Origin of the sequence: Pseudarthrobacter sp. 1C304 (assembly GCF_052245515.1) — a bacterium.
Taxonomy (GTDB): domain Bacteria; phylum Actinomycetota; class Actinomycetes; order Actinomycetales; family Micrococcaceae; genus Arthrobacter.
The window spans coordinates 66,485-82,774 of record NZ_JBQQCH010000010.1; the positions used below are offsets into that span (position 1 = coordinate 66,485).

A 16,290-nucleotide genomic window follows, 5' to 3' on the forward strand; every position below is an offset into this window, starting at 1 on the left:
TAATCGGTACCTGCGAAGACGCACCCTGCTTGTTACCTTTGAGGACGCTTACCGAGTCTCTCTGATTGGCCAGAAACGGCCGGGCGCCTACGGTGAAGCGCTCGGCTGGGTATGCCAGCCGAGCGCCTGCGCCGTCTATCCCTGAACCTCTGTGATCGGCCAGGTGAGTTTATGACACCTTGGTGGAGGATGAAGGAGCCGTCGACTCTTGAGTCAACGTAGGAGAGAACGGCTTGGGGCGGGTTTTGGGGCCGAATATGGCAAGGACGATCGCCCCGAACATCCAGGTTCCAGCGATGAAAAAGAAGACGCTCTGGTAGCCGCTCCCTGTGTAGAGGCCCGCGATGATCAGCGGGCCCGCAGCGTTTGAGAGCCGGCCCAAACCGTAGGAGACACCGGTGCCCAGGGACCGTCCCGCAGTGTCGAAGACTTCCGGGGAGTATGCGTAGGCGAGGGCGGTGTAGCCACGCTCGAAAAGGTTCACCAGGAACCCGAAGACAACGATGAGGACAGGGTTGAAGGTGAGTCCGTAGAACAGGCCGCAGACCGCGATGGTGGTTCCGAAGACCACGAGGCACCATTTGCGTTCGAAGCGGTCCGTCACTAGGGAGGCCAGGTATGAACCCAGTGGAGCGCCCACGGTGGTCAGTGCAACGTAGAAGATTGAGTCGCTGACGCTGAAGCCTTCCTGCGCCAGGAGCGTCGGCGCCCAGCTGGAGTAGCCGAAGAATCCGATGGTCTGGGTTACCCACAGCACGGTCAAAAGGATTGTGGGACCTAGGTATTTCTTCTGGAGCAGGAGTTTGAGCGGGGCTTTGGACCGGCTCTTCGTCGCTTCGGTGAAGGCGGGCGCAGGGGCGGGCTCGGGCAACGCTCCCTTTTCGGCACTGACCTGGGCTTCCATCTGCGTCAGCAGTGCGTCGGCTTTGTCGAACTGGCCTTTGCTCTCGTACCAGCGGGGTGACTCTTTGAGATGCCGGCTGAACAGAATAAAGATGATGCCCATGGCGCCCCACAGGTAGACCAGACGCCACGACCAATCGCTAAGAGGAACCACGAAGCTCGCCAGGAGGTTGGTGGCGGGGGTTCCACAGATGCCGATAACGATGGCGTACGCCTGGTACTTGCCCCTGACTGCGGCCGGGAATATCTCGTTGACGTAGATAACGGCGACCACGGTCATCGCGGCCAGGCCTGCAGAGGTCAGGACCCGGAAGGCGCCCAGAGAGACGATGTCCCAGGAGAACACGGCTGCAAAGGAGAAGACCGAAAACCACACGGTGGTGATGGTCAGGGCCTTCTTGCGCCCCCACCGGTCAGCGAGCCAGCTCGCGATGAGGGAGCCGAAGAACATGCCCACGAAGGACAGCGAGGTGACGTAAGCAATCTGGTTGATTGTGACGCCCCACAGCTTCACGAGCTTGGGGACGGTGGTGGCGAAGCTGTTGATGTCCGCGAACTCGAAGAAGTAGGCGAAGGAGACAGCTATCAGGGTGATCTTGTGCATGCGGGATATGGGAAGCCGGTCGAGCCGGTTCGCAGCATTGGAATGCATCATTGGAGTCCTCTGGTGTGTTCGGTGGTTCGAGTTGGGGTGGCCCTAGGCGTCTTCGCCCGGCCAGTAGAGCCGCATGGGATTGGCAACGAGCAGTTTGTGCTGCTGCTCGGTGGTCACGGCAATGTGCGGAATGTAGTCCACCAGCAGGCCGTCGTCTGGCATGTGGCTCTTGAGGTTGGGATGCGGCCAGTCAGTGCCCCATAGGACGTGATCCGGGAACTCCTCGATGACCCGCCGGCCGAATGGGACGGCGTCCGTGTAGGCGTGTTGCTCGCCGTTCAGAGCGGGAGGACCGCTTACGCTGAGCCGCTCTGGGCAGCTGACCTTGACCCACACATCGTTCTGATCGACGAAGCGCAGGAACCTGCCGAAGTCGGGTCCGTCCGCGGGCTTGGTGACGTCCGGCCTGCCCATGTGGTCCACCACCAGCGGGGTGGGAAGGGAACCGAAGAACCCTTCCAGCTCTCCCAGGTCTTCGCCTTCGAAATAGACCACAACGTGCCAGCCCAGCGGCGCGATTTTCCTGGCGATTGCGGCGAGGTCCTCTTTGGGGGCGCTACTGACAAGCCGCTTAAGGAAGTTAAATCGGACGCCCCGAACCCCGGCCTCATCCAGCCGGAGCAGCTCTGCCGTCGAAATGTCGGGTCGTACGGTTGCGACGCCGCGTGCCCTGCCGCCAGAAGACTGCACCGCATCCACCATGGCGCTGTTGTCTGCCCCGTGGCATGTTGCCTGGACGATGACGTTGCGGCTGACACCAAGGTGGTCCAGGAGGGCAAAAAGGTCTTCTTTGCCGCCGTCGCAGGGGGTGTACTTCCTTTCAGGCGCGAAGGGAAACTGCGCGCCTGGCCCGAAGACATGGCAGTGCGAGTCGACCGTGCCGGCAGGCAGCTGGAACCTGGGCTTGGACGGGTTGCTGTGCCAGTCCAGCCATCCCGGGGTCTTGGTGAAAGCGTCCATGGTTTGCTCCGTCCTCGTGTTAGTCGACATAGCGCAATCCCGCTGCGGCAAGGGGACCGCGCATCGAGTAGATGTCCAGACCCAGTTCGCCGGCGGCAAAGCGCAAGCGCTTGGACTCCTCATTGGCTTCCCGCGTGGCTGCCGCTTCGGCGACCTCGGCCGCACGCGCAGCCGGGACCACCACCACTCCATCGACGTCAGCGATCACGACGTCGCCCGGGTTCACCAGTGCGTTCGCGCACACCACCGGAACGTTGACCGACCCGAGGGTGGCTTTGACTGTGCCTTTGGAGTTGATGGCGCGGCTGAAGACCGGGAAGTTCATTTCCTGGAGTGCAGCAACATCCCGGCATCCGCCGTCGATCACAAGTCCGGCTGCGCCGCGAGCCTGGAGGGAGGTGGCGAGCAGGTCGCCGAAGAAGCCGTCCTCGCTTTCGGTGGTGCAGGCAGCTATGAGCACGTCGCCGGGCTGGATCTGTTCGGCGGCGACGTGCATCATCCAGTTGTCACCGGGCTGCAGCAGCACGGTAACCGCGGTTCCGCACAGTTTGGCGCCGGGGTAGACGGGCCGCATGTACGGCCGCATTAGGCCCAGCCGGCCCATGGCCTCGTGAAGGGTGCTGACGCCGTAGTTAGAGAGGGCTTTGACGTCTTTCTCTGCCGCGCGGCTGATGGCGCGATGGACGACTCCGAGTTCCTGCATGTGGTGGCTCCTTGGTGCGTGGGATGCCTCAGCGGCCCTGCTGTTTGAGCAGGGCGTTGAGGCGGGGGTAGACGGTGCGGGCGTTTTGTTCCTGGACGGCGTCGAGGTCCGGGGCGGCCAGGCGGGCGGCTTCGATGTACCGGGCGGTGTCGTCAAAGTTGTGGCCGGTGCATGGATCGATGTCCCGGACCGCGCCGATCATCTCTGACGCGAACAGGATGTTGCGGGTGGGGATGACATCCAGCAGGAGATCCATACCGGGCTGGTGGTAGACGCAGGTATCGAAGAAGACGTTGCCCAGAAGGTGCTCTTCCAGCGAGGGCTTGTTCAGCGCCATGGCGAGGCCGCGGAAGCGCCCCCAGTGGTACGGCACGGCCCCGCCTCCGTGGGGGATAACGAGTTTTAGCGTGGGGAAGTCGGCGAACAGGTTTCCTTGGATCAGCTGCATGAACGCTGTGGTGTCGGCGTTCAGGTAGTGGGCGCCGGTGGTGTGAAAGGCGGGGTTGACGCTGGTGCTCACGTGGACCATGCCTGGGATGTCGTACTCCACCATTTTTTCGTAGATGGGGTACCAGTGGCGGTCGGTCAGAGGCGGTTCGCTCCAGTGCCCGCCGGACGGATCGGGGTTCAGGTTAAGCGCCACCGCACCGAACTCTTCCACGCACCGGGTGAGTTCCGGGATGCAGCTGGCAGGATCGACACCGGGCGACTGCGGCAGCATGGCTGCCGGGACGAAACGATCAGGGTAGAGCCGGCTGACCCGGTAGCAGAGCTCATTACAGATCGCAGCCCACTCCGCGGAAGTCTCGAACGTTCCCACGTGGTGGGCCATAAACGAGGCCCTTGGTGAGAAGACCGTCAGGTCGATTCCACGTTCATCCATAAGCCGCAGTTGGTTCTGTTCTATGCTGTTCCGCAGTTCGTCGTCGGAAATCTCCAGGTCCGAGCGACGCGGCGCCAGCGACGGATTCTTCAGCCCGGCTATCTGGCGGTCACGCCACTCGCCAAGGGCCGGCGGGGCGGTGGTGTAATGGCCGTGGATATCGATGATCACAGGTCTTGCTCCTCGGAGGGTTCGGCCGGCACAGGTAAGACGGAGGCGGGGATCATGACGTCGCCGGCCATAATGAGACGCGCAGTGCGGATGAGCGCAGACTTGGTCACGCGCGTGGGGTCGGTGGAGTCCAGTTCCAGCTGGACGGCGAATTGCCCGCCAGGGTGCTCGACCGAAACTCCCCGGCGGTCACCTGGCGGCAGGACGGCAAGGGAATTTGCCACCGTACCCGGCAGGATCGCGGCGGTTCCGACGGTGACGGCGGCCAACACGCCGATCGATTCGTGGCAAACATGCGGGATGAAGCTGCGGGTGGCGATGGTTCCGCCGTGTTGCGGGGATGAGACGAGCGTCATCTTCGGGTAGTTCTTCCCGGCCACGTTGCCGAGCCCCATCAGTTCCCCGCAGCTGAGCCTCAGCGCTTCGAGCCTCGCCTTCAGCTCTGTATCGGCATTCAGCGTGGAGACGGGCTCCCGGCCGGTGCGTTCCAGTGCGGCGGCGGCGACGATCACGAGAGGCTGGCCGTTGTCGATGCACGTGACCTTCACCGGGCCAACACCATCGACGCTCACTGAATCCCGCAGGTTGCCCGTGGGAAGCAGGGAGGAACAGACGGAGCCTGCGGTGTCGAGGAAGCCAATTACCACTCCCGCTGAGGTGCCGGGGACGCCGTCAATGCTGGTGTCCCCGCCGTATTCAACATACCGGCCGGCGGCTCCCGCAGGCGTGGGGACCGTGATCTCGGCGACCATCCCCGTGTTCAAGGTGAGGACCCGGGCGGTAGTGGCCTCGCCGTCGGGCACGTGCAGGCCTGATTCGATTGCGAACGGCACCACGGCGGCCAGCATATTGCCGCAGTTGGCAGTGGTGTCCACTGTGGTGTTGCCGGGCTGGACCTGGGCGAAGAGGAACTCGAGGTCGACGCCGGGTCGCTGGCTCCGGGAGACGATGCCTGCCTTGCTGGTCAAGGGATGGGCCCCGCCCATGCCGTCGATCTGGCGGGGATCCGGCGAACCCATTGCCGCCAGCAGGACGGCGTCTCGCGCAGCAGGTTCCCGGGGCAGGTCCTCAGCCCGGAAAAACGGACCTTTGGACGTGCCGCCGCGCATGTACCAGCACGGCACCGCCGTCTGGCTGCCGGCCCGGCGAAGGCCCGTGACGGGCCCAGTTCGAATGGCTGTTGGAACCACGACGTTCCCTTCCGTAGATGGTGATGCAGTACACACCCTAGCCATAAACTAAATTGTTAGCAATCCCTTTAACGATTTGTCTAAGGGCGTGGTGCCCGCAAGGCAGGGCTCCTCCTGACAAAATTGTTTACAATAGGTGTCCGGGCAGCATAGACAGGGGCACCATGACAGCATTTTCTGGAACCGAAGGGCGCGCTCTGTCGGCGCCAGAGCTGGTGGACCTACTGCGCCGGGCGATCATCACGGGGGAGCTCGTGCCCAAACAGCGTCTTGTGGAGGCCGATCTGGCCGACGAGTACGGGGCCAGCAGGGGAAACGTCCGGGTTGCCCTCACTGAACTCAGTGTCGAGGGCCTGGTTGAGCGGGTCCAGAACAGGGGTGCCCGGGTCAGGGCCGTCTCCATCGACGAAGCCGTTGAAATCACGGAGGTTCGCGCCGCGCTTGAGGCGCTCTGCGCCCGAAAGGCCGCTGAACGGATCACGGAGGATGGCGCCGAGGAACTCAGGGAGCTCGCACTTCAGATGGAGGACGCCGTCTCACGGGGCGACCGGGAGTCCTACTCGGCCTGCAACCAGCGGCTGCACGCCAAAATCATCGATGTCAGTGCGCAGGCAACAGCCGCGGCGACTATTCAAAGGCTTCGCGGCCAAGCCGTCCGCTTCCAGTTCCAGCTCGCCCGGCAACCGGGCAGGCCAAACGTGTCACTTCCCCAGCACCTGGCCATCATCGACGCCGTATGCAGCCACGACCCCGAACGGGCCGCCGAAGCCATGAGACTGCATCTGGAAAGCGTGGCTGACGCAATTAGAGCTTCAGGATAGCGGCGCGCGCCGGGGTGCGTGAGAGTCCCTCGCCCGACGCCGATAATGGATCTTATGTAAGGTAGCGCCTCATTGAGCGCATGGCAGCGGCTACCTTGTGAACTGATTTACAGTGATTTCACCTATGTGATCAGCTGGCACGCCTCATGCCATGACGTACCAAAATCGGGAGATCCTAGGGCCCACGTCAGTGTGCCTGATCACCTTGTGCCCACTCGTGTTACGTGGTGCGTGCTCACAGGGTGGATCACGCACACTCTCGGCCGGAAATTGTCCATCACGGATGGCAAACTTTACGAGACTTCATTCGTTCTCGAGATTGGCCCAGATGCACATCCTGTTTTCCGACGAGTCCGGGAGCCCAAAGCCGCCAAACAAAGTCCAGCCCGGTGACCTCTTCGTACTTGGGGGCGCCATCATCCCAGAGGAAGTCTGGCATCGGGTCAACCGAGCGATGAAGGACCTGCAGCGCGAGTACCGGGCCCCAGGCGAACTGAAATGGCGGCATTTTTTCAACCGCTCAGGTGACAGCCCGCTCGCTCACCTGTCTCCGGCAGACAAAGATGCCATGAGGGAGAAGCTCTACGCGGTGATTACAAGCACTAAATCTATACGCCTGCTAGCAGTAGTAGTTGACCAGTCCCGCGCATACGCATCACCGGGGATCACGTGCCTCGATGACATTTACCAACGGGCATACAAGGTCCTCAGCGAACGCTTCCAGTACTTCCTTCAAGACCTGCAGCGAAACAGTGGTATGACCGTGAACGGCATGATCGTCATGGATAACCGCGGGCCGAGAGACGACAAGCTGCTGCAGGACTTCCACAGCTCCTTGGTGAATGGCGAGGGAACAAACCGCAGCACCTACAACAACTTCGTGGAAGGGCTTTTCATTGCACCTTCTCACCACAGCGTCGGGATCCAGCTCGCGGACATGGTGGGGGGTGCCGTGTACCGGGCAGAGACGAAGGGTGACCGGCGTTTCCTCGATCCCCTCCTGCCGTCCTTCCGTCAAAGTCCGCAAGGACGTGTTGAGGGTTTTGGAATCGCACGGGTGCCACACGGGCGTTAAAGTAAAGACGCCGTGTCAGGGTCTCCCCTAAACCTGCGATAACGACGCAGTCACGGCGTAATGCAATACTCGCACAGTTCAAGCAAACTGGCCACTCAACTGACTACCGTTGAGGTCCCCGGAGATGCCTTGGTCACCCTCCAGCTGGGAACAGGTTGCGCAGCCGTTTGTTCCTCTGCCGCCGCTCCCAACTGCTCATAGGCGGATCATGGACGGGCCTGCTGAGACGCTTGCGGATGGCGGCCAACTCCTCGGGTCCGAAGCGTGCGTGGCGGCCGATCATCACAGCTGGCCATTCCCCTGCCGCAACCCGCCGCCGGACTGTCTCGTACGACACTTGGAGCGTTTCGGCGAGTTCCCGGACCGTGAGATATTGTGCTGGCGCTGTGGCCGCGATCGTCTCCCGCATCTCCCGGATGTCGTTACGCAGTTGCCGCACTTCCTCGAGCAGGGGCTGCAGGACGTCGTGGAGGGCCTTATCTGAGGCAACACGCTCTAGGATCTTGTCGGCTGTAAATGCTTGGTGATTTTCCACCAGCCCACGCTATGCAGAGCGGTGGAGCCGCGTCCACGAGCCGTCAGTGCCTGGTTTGCGCGGTCTCGGCGTTAGCCCCTGGGCGACAACCTCACCTTCTTAGCTCACCCAAATGCAGGGTGGCCGCACGCAGGACGTTATGGAGGTCCTTCTCGGCAGCCGTGAGGCCTGACTTCGCATCAGGGCCGGTGCTGGGAACAGGAGTCAAGCCGATCACGGAGTCATCAACCCTGTAGACGTCACGGTACGAAGGCTTAGAAGCGTCGTCGCTGGTGTAGTTCAGACGAAGCGTGGCTCCTGATGCAATCCCAGCGGGATCGGTTGTTCCGTCAACCCATCGCTCATTTTCGCCCAAGCCAAGCTTCCACATGGTCCTAAGAGATACACCAGGCGGTAGAGATTGCGGGGTGCTGAACATCTTCCGAAGGGGACCTGTAAGTTCGTCCTCTATTTTTGGCCAGGTGTCACAGTCAATCAGGAGTTCCCGGGCCGTCGACTTCCCCGTATTGGTGATGAGCAGATCCCATGTTGATTCGCCGGCCAGGCCGGGCACCAAGTGAGCATAAACATAGGGCCGGGTCTGCTCGATGCTGTCCTTCTCCATCTGTCTGTGTGCGGCTTTGCTTTGATCCAACGTGGCCTTGGCTACCCTCCAAGCGAGGACAGCCCCGACCAGAAGGCCGAGGGAAAGGACAGCCGTGGCCAGGGCCGCATAGGCCGCCAGCCAAGCGGCATCGGCGGCCGACTGGGCTATCTCAGCCGAACGCTGGGCGAGTTCATCGGGATCCATTGCAGCGATAATTTGCACTGGACCAGCCTAGACCGGCAGCGTCAGTGGCACGGGCAGGAACAGCGAGCCACCGCCGTCATGTACTCGTAGTCCGGCTCCATGTCCTCGTACCTGCCGGCTGCAGCAGCCGCTTCGTCCTCCGCGGCTATCCGGTCCATCATCGGCACGAAACCTTCCGGATCAAACTTCACCATTCGGGCAGGCTAAAAGGTACGGTCCGACAGGGCAAGATTTGGATGACGAGGCAGACCGGGTGGGGGCGGCGCCACTCCGTGTGCGTTACCGGTGGCCTGTAGCCTATGACAATGCAAAATGAAGAGGACCCGGGCAAGGGGCCATTGATTGGGACGCAAGGGGTTTCTAAGGTCCTCGTGGAAGCGCTTATCGACGGGACAGCAGTCATCCTCAGTGTGGCCCTTCCTGCTGGCGCTCCCCTTATCGCAGCAGGAGCCACGGCGTTGAAGGGTGTAGGGCCGCTGCTGCAAGAGCATCAGGACAAAAACATCAACATGATGATGGCTGCGGGTGGAACCGAAGGGGGCATGACCCCCGAAGAGTTGTTGGCGGCCGTTACGGCTGACCCCGAACGCCTACTGCCGTTCGTCACCGCTTGCGACGCTGCAAGACGGACCGCTCTCGACGACAAGGTAAAAGCACTGGGCCGTGCCGTGGGTCAACTTGCAAATGACGACGCACTTGTCGACGAATCGACGATTTGGATAGACATCTTTTCCAAGGTCGATCGGGCACATGTCCGAATGGTCAAAGCACTTTGCCAGATGGACCCTGAGCATGAGGGGTATTCACGGCTGTGGAAGCGCTACGAACTTCGTGAAGAATGTGGCCTTTCATCTACAGTTTCGGTGCTTATAAGTACGCTGCTGTCGCTCGGCCTGATGCGGGAAATCCCCTTCGAGGAACTTTCACAGCACGATAAGGCGCGTTGGGGCGTCAGTGTCCCCGGCCCAAATTACTCGCCTCTCTATGGAAAAGGTCCGTTGACCAGTAATTTCATGCAGAGGCTAGAAGCCGCGTCACAAGGCTGAGATCCCGGTGCAGGTGAACTCGATAGTGAATGACGGCCGGTACTGTCAGTGCTATGGAATTTCCGTTGGAGACGGTTCAAGTACAGCTTGTGAATTCGTTGTGGGAGCAGGTTCTCCCTGCTCTTGCCTTACTGATCTCACTTTTCTCGGTCGCGCTGACGCTTCTGTTCAGGTATTTCGACAGGTTGAAGCTATCGGCTGCTGCCGACTGGACGACGGTCATCGCTTCACCTAAGCAACCATTCACGGGGCTCGACCGGGTAACGATCGAGGTCACCAATCGAAGCCGCTCTGCAACCACAGAAGTCACCGTCCTGACGCTGCTGACCAGCGAAAAGAAAGTGCTCGGTCAGCTAAGCCTCCAGCGATGGCAGGAGGATTCTGAGCTGCCCATCACTCTTGCACCAGGTCAGAGCGCCTCTGTGAGCTACTCCGCCGAGCGGCTAGGAGAATCGCTGAACACCAAGGGTGCAGGCGTTGAATGGGTCCGGGCAATGGCGGTTTGCGGCCATAAAACAGTATTCGGGAAGAAACGGCGCGATATTGTGAAGCGCCTCAGGGAATACGCGGCTGAAAACCCGGCCATCCGCTAATCCTGCCGAGGGGGTCTGACTTGAGGTCAGTTCCCATGACCAGCCGAATACTCGGGCATCCGATAATCGACGTTCTGTCACTCTAGGCGCGGAGGTATTGGCGGAGCCCGGGAATGGCGAAATCTACTTTGCCGTAGCCGGCGGACTCGATCAGGCCCGCCGCGATGAGCCTGTTCCGGTATTTGGAGACGACATTGGGCTTGGCTTTGAGGAGGGCGCCGATCTGACCGGCGGCAGAAGGGCCATCTTGGGCGGCCATCGCGTCCAGGAACTCGCGATCTCGGTCTGAGATGTCCGACAGTGCTGACTCGACGACCACTAAGGTGTTCCGGCGTTGAGCGGCAGCAATTCCACGCTGGACACGGCTCTGGTCCAGTTTCCATCCCGCTTTGTCGGCTTCCAGCCAAAGGTAGTAGCCGACCAGTTGGATCAGGAAGGGATACCCTTCGGTGGCTTCGGCTGCCTCATTGATGAGGTCGGCGGAAATGCTGATGCCCCCCTTGCTGAAGAGCTCGCTGTACGACGTGTTGACTTCCGCGATGGCTGCTTCGTGGAGATTGATCCTGTCAGCCCGGCGCAGGAAGGTGGCAACGCCTTCGTTCAGGAGGTCGGACACGGCTGATGGCAAGCCTGCGAAAATCAAGCCGATGGGCAGCCCGTCGCGGATGAAGTGCTGGACATCGGCGGCCAGTTGGGCGATTTCCACCCTGTCAACGGCATGTATCTCGTCAATGGTGATAACGAGTCCTGTGCCTTTTGCAGCCAGCAGGTGCAGCAGTTCGTTTCCGGTCCGGCGCCAGTCCGCGGACCGTTCCGGGGGGAGCTGGGTTGTCAGTCCGAACCCTGCTGCCGAAAAAGCGGTGATCTTCCGGGATGGAGGCCCGTCCCCAAGTTCGTCGAGGATGCGGAGCATGTCGTCACCGACGCCGGCTAGGAAGCCTGGCGTGGCTGTCCGGGAGATGACGGCCCATCCGTGATTCCGGGCAATGCCCTCAGCTTCGCTCAACATAACCGTCTTGCCGATGCCCCGGGAGCCGGTGATGATGGTCAGGAGACCTGGCGCGCCGGAACCTTGCTGGAGGCCGTACTCGAACTCGTCCAACAACCCGGCGCGCCCGACCAGTTCGGGAGGCGTGGCCCCGGCCGTCGGCTTGAAAGGATTCTGCATCGCACGCCCCCTTGGGTGAAACCAGGTGAAACTGGTGAAAGTGGTGAAACTCCTGCAACCATAAGCCGTACCGTCCGCCAGGATCAAGGCGGGCAGTGGTGGCGGTAGCATCGGGCCATGACCGGGGAAGAGAACTACATCGAGCACGCGCTCATTGTCGGCAAGGAATTGACCGGCCTCAGCCTCGAGCAGCTGGGTTTCGAGCCCCGGCTGGAGGATCTTGATGAACACCAGCGAAATCGACTGGACGCTGATGACCTCGAGCGGATGAGTTCAATCACGCCGGCACGGCGAGACCAGAGCCTGTTCCAGGCACAGCTCCTGGCCGGTGCGCTCTGGGAAGCATCGGCAGTCCTGATCGACCAGCTCTTCGAGGATCTTGACAGCCTCGTTAAGCTCGACCGCATCGACCGCCAAGACATCGCCGCCACCTTCGTCCTGTCCGGACTGCCACCCCGACAGGCCGACAAATACGACGTCCGATTCACCCGGCAGTTCATCGTCATCGCTGCGGACATGACCGGAATGCTGATCCGCGGATGGACCCGCCCGTCGTGCGTCGCCCAGGAACTCGCGCTCCGCTGCCTTTTTGACCAAGTGGAGATCATTCAGGACCTGTACGACCTGGACCTTCCGCGCGACTGGCGCGGCATGCTGGAACAACACATGTTAGAGGACACGGACAGCGAAATGCTCTACCAGAACGCCATGGACGGCTTCGAAGACGATGTCGATCTGAACAAGCAGCTTGGCTTTGCGCCCATGAAACTCGAGCACTGGTTCGAGCCCTTCAACAACGCCTCTGTACCGCCCTTCGTGCGCTGAAAAGTCTCAAGTTAGCCTCTCTCGGCCACCCCATGCCCAACGCCGATAATGAAGATTACGTCAAGCCAGAGGCTGCGTGATGAGTCAGATGAATCATTCAGACCCTCTCCCACGGAGTCCCGCGCCAGGCGTTCGAGGCCCCTTCGTGCCGCAACGTTCAGGGGTTCTGTCCGAGTCCAGTCGATGCTCCAGCCATGACCGGGCGGGCCGAGCTTGAGCCCCGAATGACAGAAAAGGTGCCTCTGACCCGCAGTTCCTGCATTCGTCAGGGCACAACGCCCGCCCTGTTTGGGGCGGGCGTTGTGCCCTGACGTGCTCTAGGCGTCGATCACAGACTCAGGTGAGACTTTTGCCTGGGAGGCCTCGGCAGCGGCGCGACGCTTCATCAGCATCGTGAAGTACATGGAGGCGCCGGCACCAATCAGACCGATCACCGCAGTTGTCACAAAGTAGACGCTGTTTGCGCCTCCGACGTTGTCGCCGAAGTTGGTGTAGATCGCGCTGCTTATTTGCGGCAGGACGATGTCGGGCAAGTATCCGAAGAAGGAGATGATCCCGATCGCAATACCGGTCACCGCAACCGGCACACGGCACTCATCGAGAATGGACCAGTACACGCCACGTACCACGTACATCACCAAACCTGCCGCGACAATTAGCACGTAGATCAGGCCAATCGGCGACCCGCCTGGCAGCACCGCGAGTGTAATCATTAGTGCCGCAGTGAGCGTCATTGCAACTGTTAGCACCCTGGATCGACCGAACTTGTCGGCGAGGAATCCGCCGCCGAATCCCCCGATCGGGCGCATCCACAGAACGATCACCGTGACGACGCCGGCACCGACTTGTGATACTCCATGGTTTACGTTCAAGAAGCCCGAGAAGTAGTAGTGACCCCAGAACAGCGTGTACCCGCAGAAGAGGATGACGATCATTACCCACACCTCGCGAATCTTCAGGATCCCTGCGATCGCGGTAAACGTCGATTTAACGGATCCCTTGCTCTGAGCGTCGGCCTTGATCTCGTTATCACGCCCGCCTGGCATGAGGAAGAACAATCCTGCGGCGATCACGATGATTGCGATGCAGTACATGTAGACAACCGCTTGGAAGCCGGCGCGCGTTGCCGCTCCGTCTGCCTCACCCGGACCTGCGGCGAAGGCAAAAACCGCGACCGCGGCGCTTGCCAGAATTGCCTCTACCAATCCCCGTCCACCGTCGAGAGCACCAAAATAGCGGCCTTCCTCGTTCGCATCGGCGAGCAAGTTCACCGTCTTCAGAATCGCGCTCCAGAACGTGAAGACCGTCGCGAAACCCCAGATGAGGTAGATGTACACCAGGGTGGACTTGTCGGGGACCTGCGCGTACCACAGGCCCGCGCCGGCCGTCAGCAGCAATGAGAAGATGATGAGGAACTTCACCGGGAAGCGGTCAGCCAGCCATCCGCTGGGCAGATACCCGATGACGAAAATGATGCCGAGCATCGTATAGAGGTTGGCGAGCTCCGCTTGGTTCATGTCGAACGAGATGAGGATGGTCTCCTCGAAGTTCTGGCGTAAATAGACCAACGGATAGATGGATCCTGCGGCGAGGATCAGAAGGACGAGCTCGAAAATCTTCCTTGATTGGGCGAGCTTGGGCATATCGTCATACTCCTATTGTTCGGACAGAATGCTGTGAGTGCGTTCGAGGATGGCGTCGGTCTCCGCGGAGATATCCGCGTAGACCGCGCCGAGTTTGCGGTATAGCTGCGCGCGGGCCGCGTCGGGCGTGAACCCGTCGGCTTCGTGCACCATTCGTGATGTGGCCTCGTCGATGTCGCGGTAGATGCCGCACGCCACGGCGACGCAGATCGCCGCCCCCAGCCCGGCAGCGTTGCGCACTTCATTGCGCACGACTGGCAGGTTGAACATGTCGGCGAAGATTTGCATCCCCACATCGCTGTTTGAACCGCCGCCTGAGATGACGAGCTTTTCGACCTGGATGCCGAGCTCTGCCTCCATGTCCGCGACATTCTGTTTCATCCGGAACGAAATGCCCTCCAAAATCGCACGGTACATATGCGGGTACCCGTGGCGTTCATCGAAGCCGATGAACATCCCCTTTTTGTGGGGCTGCGTTGGCGAGGCCAGCCAGTCGAGAACGCACATGAGGCCGTCGCACCCGGCCGGCACTTGAGCGGCGAGGGCATTGAGATGCTGCTCAGGCGTCATTCCTGCATCTGATGCGGCCTGCGCGATCTCGGCACCGACGAGGTTTCGGAGCCAGGTAACGGTCCACATTCCCCGGCGGATGCCGGCACTCTCGTAGATGTAGCGCTTCGGCTCCGATGCGAAGTTAGTGAAGTAGCTCTGAGGATCCGCGACAAAATCCTCGCCGACGACCATGCCGGCGATGTAGGTGCCGAGTGAGATGAGTCCGGTGCTCGCGTCGCGCAGGCCCGCGCCGAGCGCCTCCGTTGCCTTGTCGTTTGCGGTGTGGACGACAGGAAGGCCAGCGGGGATGCCGGTCTCCGCAGCGAACGCCTCTGTCACATATCCGCCGATTTCCCCCGGCATCTGTAGCTTGTAGAGCATGTTGTGCGGCACGTTGAAGGAATCGAAGGTTTTCTGGTCGGCGAACCAGTCCCAGGTGTTCACATCCATCGGCCACGGCCCGATGTAGTTCGCCGCGGTGTCCGTGCGGTTTCCTGTCAGTCGTCCCATCAAGTAGCCCGAGGTAGTTGTCACATACGCGACTTCGTCGTTTGTATGCTCGTACGGGCGTGACAGACGGTGGTCCATCCAGCTCTGCACCGGCTCCGCGAGGGTGCCGTCTGCACGCACCAAGGCACGGCAGCACCGAATGGTGCACAGCCCCACCCCGACGATGTCGGATATGTCGCCGGTGAAGGCGGCCAGTGCCCTGCGCGCCGCAGCCACGATCGTGTCGTACAAGTCGTCGTCAGGGTGTTCTGCCGTGCCGGGCCGGGGGGTGTGCATCGGAGCCAAAGCTTCAGCCGCCTCGCTCACGATTCGGCCCTCTGTGTCGAATATGAGCACCTTCGAGCTCTGTGAGCCGCCGTCGATACCCACGATGTACTTCTTTGTCATCTGTTAGTCGCTATCCTCCGGCGCTCAGCGCACCAGGTATCCGCCGTCGACGCTCAAAATATGACCGTTGACGTAGTCTGAGGCGCGGCTGGCCAAGAACGCCGTTGCACCCATGAGGTCCTGCGTTTGCCCCCAGCGACCTGCTGGAACGTGATCCATTACCCGCTGGTTGGCTTGGGTGTTTGCCCGCGTTTCGGCAGTGAGGGCGGTGGCGTAGTATCCGGGTGCGATCCCGTTGACTTGGATACCGAACGGAGCCAGCTCGTCGCAGTAGGCCTTCGTCAGCCCGGCAATGCCGTGCTTTGTCGCCGCATAGGCCGGTGACCACTGACCTCCCAGGAACGAGAAAACCGAGCAGATGTTGATGATTTTGCCGCTGCGCTGGGGCACCATATGCTGCGCTACTGCGTGTGACATCTCGAAGGCTGCGGTGAGGTTAAGGGCCACCATCGGGTCCCACTGGGCGCGTGTAAATTTCAACACGTCCGGCTCGTTGATGCCCCGGCCGGCGCAGTTGATGAGTATATCGACGCTGCCAAACTCATCGACGCAGGCATCGACTACCCGCTTCGGGTTTCCCTCGGCAGTGATGTCAGAGCGAAGGTAAGAGTAACGGGACCCGGCGTCCTCAACGAGCGCACCCGTGGCGCCGTCATCGGGCATGATGCTCGCCGCGAGCACGTTCGCGCCCATTTTAGCCAGCGCCAGGGTAAAAGCCTGCCCCAAGCCTGTATTGCCGCCGGTGACTATCGCGTTCTTCCCTTTCAGGGAAAAGAAGTCCGCGCCGAAGTCGGCGATGTCCATGTCGTTCATGAGTACCTGTCAATTAGTTGGAAAGGGGAGCTGCCCTGAGGGAGCGCGCTCGGGTCCGTGAGGTCCC

At 61.1% G+C, this 16,290-nt stretch carries 17 protein-coding genes; 5 read left to right on the plus strand and 12 right to left on the minus strand.

Features of this window, described 5'->3' with window-relative positions:
- Positions 1 to 169: 169 nt before the first annotated feature.
- Genes ACTWQD_RS16430 through ACTWQD_RS16450 form a run of 5 tightly spaced genes read right to left on the minus strand, consistent with a single transcriptional unit; the run spans position 170 to position 5,465 of the window.
- Positions 170 to 1,558 (minus strand): MFS transporter, encoded by a 1,389-nt coding sequence (locus ACTWQD_RS16430; protein WP_443197199.1) that lies wholly within the window; start codon positions 1,556 to 1,558, stop codon positions 170 to 172.
- A 42-nt stretch (positions 1,559 to 1,600) separates the two neighbouring features.
- Positions 1,601 to 2,518: an amidohydrolase family protein gene (locus tag ACTWQD_RS16435; RefSeq protein ID WP_443197200.1), complete on the minus strand. Its 918-nt coding sequence runs from the start codon at positions 2,516 to 2,518 to the stop codon at positions 1,601 to 1,603.
- 19 nt (positions 2,519 to 2,537) lie between these two features.
- The gene (ligK, locus tag ACTWQD_RS16440) at positions 2,538 to 3,221 is read right to left on the minus strand and encodes a 4-carboxy-4-hydroxy-2-oxoadipate aldolase/oxaloacetate decarboxylase (RefSeq protein WP_443197201.1); all 684 of its coding nucleotides are present in this window, start codon (positions 3,219 to 3,221) and stop codon (positions 2,538 to 2,540) included.
- A gap of 28 nt (positions 3,222 to 3,249) precedes the next feature.
- Positions 3,250 to 4,275, minus strand: coding sequence for an amidohydrolase family protein (locus ACTWQD_RS16445; protein WP_443197202.1), 1,026 nt, complete (start codon positions 4,273 to 4,275; stop codon positions 3,250 to 3,252).
- Positions 4,272 to 5,465 carry a 4-oxalomesaconate tautomerase gene (locus tag ACTWQD_RS16450; RefSeq protein WP_443197203.1) on the minus strand — a complete coding sequence of 398 codons (1,194 nt, stop codon included), beginning with the start codon at positions 5,463 to 5,465 and terminating at the stop codon, positions 4,272 to 4,274. The genes ACTWQD_RS16445 and ACTWQD_RS16450 overlap by 4 nt, the downstream gene beginning before the upstream one ends.
- A gap of 164 nt (positions 5,466 to 5,629) precedes the next feature.
- Here ACTWQD_RS16450 and ACTWQD_RS16455 point away from each other — a divergent pair, with 164 nt between their 5' ends.
- A complete protein-coding gene (locus tag ACTWQD_RS16455) occupies positions 5,630 to 6,286 on the plus strand; it encodes a GntR family transcriptional regulator (protein WP_443197204.1) in 657 nt (218 codons plus the stop codon).
- Between the two features lie 328 nt (positions 6,287 to 6,614).
- On the plus strand, positions 6,615 to 7,361 hold the full coding sequence (locus ACTWQD_RS16460) for a DUF3800 domain-containing protein (protein ID WP_443197205.1): 747 nt from the start codon (positions 6,615 to 6,617) through the stop codon (positions 7,359 to 7,361).
- Between the two features lie 133 nt (positions 7,362 to 7,494).
- Here the strand turns inward: ACTWQD_RS16460 and ACTWQD_RS16465 are convergent, their stop codons facing one another.
- The 3 genes from ACTWQD_RS16465 to ACTWQD_RS16475 form a co-directional block, all read right to left on the minus strand.
- Positions 7,495 to 7,896 (minus strand): excisionase family DNA-binding protein, encoded by a 402-nt coding sequence (locus ACTWQD_RS16465; RefSeq protein ID WP_443197206.1) that lies wholly within the window; start codon positions 7,894 to 7,896, stop codon positions 7,495 to 7,497.
- A gap of 91 nt (positions 7,897 to 7,987) precedes the next feature.
- On the minus strand, positions 7,988 to 8,686 hold the full coding sequence (locus ACTWQD_RS16470) for a hypothetical protein (RefSeq protein ID WP_443197207.1): 699 nt from the start codon (positions 8,684 to 8,686) through the stop codon (positions 7,988 to 7,990).
- A 41-nt stretch (positions 8,687 to 8,727) separates the two neighbouring features.
- Positions 8,728 to 8,880 (minus strand): hypothetical protein, encoded by a 153-nt coding sequence (locus ACTWQD_RS16475; protein WP_443197208.1) that lies wholly within the window; start codon positions 8,878 to 8,880, stop codon positions 8,728 to 8,730.
- A gap of 111 nt (positions 8,881 to 8,991) precedes the next feature.
- On the opposite strand from ACTWQD_RS16475, the gene ACTWQD_RS16480 reads away from it, so the two are divergent.
- Together ACTWQD_RS16480 and ACTWQD_RS16485 are read left to right on the plus strand one after the other, a co-directional pair.
- Complete coding sequence (locus tag ACTWQD_RS16480) at positions 8,992 to 9,732, plus strand: hypothetical protein (RefSeq protein WP_443197209.1); 741 nt, start codon at positions 8,992 to 8,994, stop codon at positions 9,730 to 9,732.
- 53 nt (positions 9,733 to 9,785) lie between these two features.
- The gene (locus ACTWQD_RS16485) at positions 9,786 to 10,325 is read left to right on the plus strand and encodes a hypothetical protein (RefSeq protein ID WP_443197210.1); all 540 of its coding nucleotides are present in this window, start codon (positions 9,786 to 9,788) and stop codon (positions 10,323 to 10,325) included.
- A gap of 82 nt (positions 10,326 to 10,407) precedes the next feature.
- Here the strand turns inward: ACTWQD_RS16485 and ACTWQD_RS16490 are convergent, their stop codons facing one another.
- Positions 10,408 to 11,640, minus strand: coding sequence for an AAA family ATPase (locus tag ACTWQD_RS16490; RefSeq protein ID WP_443197211.1), 1,233 nt, complete (start codon positions 11,638 to 11,640; stop codon positions 10,408 to 10,410).
- Between ACTWQD_RS16490 and ACTWQD_RS16495 the strand changes: the two genes are divergently transcribed.
- The gene (locus ACTWQD_RS16495; protein ID WP_443197212.1) at positions 11,611 to 12,318 is read left to right on the plus strand and encodes a hypothetical protein; all 708 of its coding nucleotides are present in this window, start codon (positions 11,611 to 11,613) and stop codon (positions 12,316 to 12,318) included. The genes ACTWQD_RS16490 and ACTWQD_RS16495 overlap by 30 nt on opposite strands.
- 317 nt (positions 12,319 to 12,635) lie before the next feature.
- Here the strand turns inward: ACTWQD_RS16495 and ACTWQD_RS16500 are convergent, their stop codons facing one another.
- From ACTWQD_RS16500 to ACTWQD_RS16510, 3 genes are read right to left on the minus strand one after another with little or no spacing between them, the layout of a single operon-like run.
- On the minus strand, positions 12,636 to 13,961 hold the full coding sequence (locus tag ACTWQD_RS16500; protein WP_443197213.1) for an MFS transporter: 1,326 nt from the start codon (positions 13,959 to 13,961) through the stop codon (positions 12,636 to 12,638).
- A gap of 12 nt (positions 13,962 to 13,973) precedes the next feature.
- The gene (locus ACTWQD_RS16505; RefSeq protein ID WP_443197214.1) at positions 13,974 to 15,410 is read right to left on the minus strand and encodes an FGGY-family carbohydrate kinase; all 1,437 of its coding nucleotides are present in this window, start codon (positions 15,408 to 15,410) and stop codon (positions 13,974 to 13,976) included.
- Between the two features lie 24 nt (positions 15,411 to 15,434).
- Complete coding sequence (locus ACTWQD_RS16510) at positions 15,435 to 16,223, minus strand: SDR family NAD(P)-dependent oxidoreductase (protein WP_443197215.1); 789 nt, start codon at positions 16,221 to 16,223, stop codon at positions 15,435 to 15,437.
- Positions 16,224 to 16,290: the final 67 nt, after the last annotated feature.

Coding starts and splice junctions, on each gene's coding strand:
- ACTWQD_RS16430 (WP_443197199.1), bottom strand. CDS start 1,558: ATGATGCATTCCAATGCTGCGAACCGGCTCGACCGGCTTCCCATATCC.
- ACTWQD_RS16435 (WP_443197200.1), bottom strand. CDS start 2,518: ATGGACGCTTTCACCAAGACCCCGGGATGGCTGGACTGGCACAGCAAC.
- ligK (WP_443197201.1), bottom strand. CDS start 3,221: ATGCAGGAACTCGGAGTCGTCCATCGCGCCATCAGCCGCGCGGCAGAG.
- ACTWQD_RS16455 (WP_443197204.1), top strand. CDS start 5,630: ATGACAGCATTTTCTGGAACCGAAGGGCGCGCTCTGTCGGCGCCAGAG.
- ACTWQD_RS16460 (WP_443197205.1), top strand. CDS start 6,615: ATGCACATCCTGTTTTCCGACGAGTCCGGGAGCCCAAAGCCGCCAAAC.
- ACTWQD_RS16470 (WP_443197207.1), bottom strand. CDS start 8,686: ATGGATCCCGATGAACTCGCCCAGCGTTCGGCTGAGATAGCCCAGTCG.
- ACTWQD_RS16475 (WP_443197208.1), bottom strand. CDS start 8,880: ATGGTGAAGTTTGATCCGGAAGGTTTCGTGCCGATGATGGACCGGATA.
- ACTWQD_RS16480 (WP_443197209.1), top strand. CDS start 8,992: ATGCAAAATGAAGAGGACCCGGGCAAGGGGCCATTGATTGGGACGCAA.
- ACTWQD_RS16485 (WP_443197210.1), top strand. CDS start 9,786: ATGGAATTTCCGTTGGAGACGGTTCAAGTACAGCTTGTGAATTCGTTG.
- ACTWQD_RS16495 (WP_443197212.1), top strand. CDS start 11,611: ATGACCGGGGAAGAGAACTACATCGAGCACGCGCTCATTGTCGGCAAG.
- ACTWQD_RS16500 (WP_443197213.1), bottom strand. CDS start 13,961: ATGCCCAAGCTCGCCCAATCAAGGAAGATTTTCGAGCTCGTCCTTCTG.
- ACTWQD_RS16505 (WP_443197214.1), bottom strand. CDS start 15,410: ATGACAAAGAAGTACATCGTGGGTATCGACGGCGGCTCACAGAGCTCG.
- ACTWQD_RS16510 (WP_443197215.1), bottom strand. CDS start 16,223: ATGAACGACATGGACATCGCCGACTTCGGCGCGGACTTCTTTTCCCTG.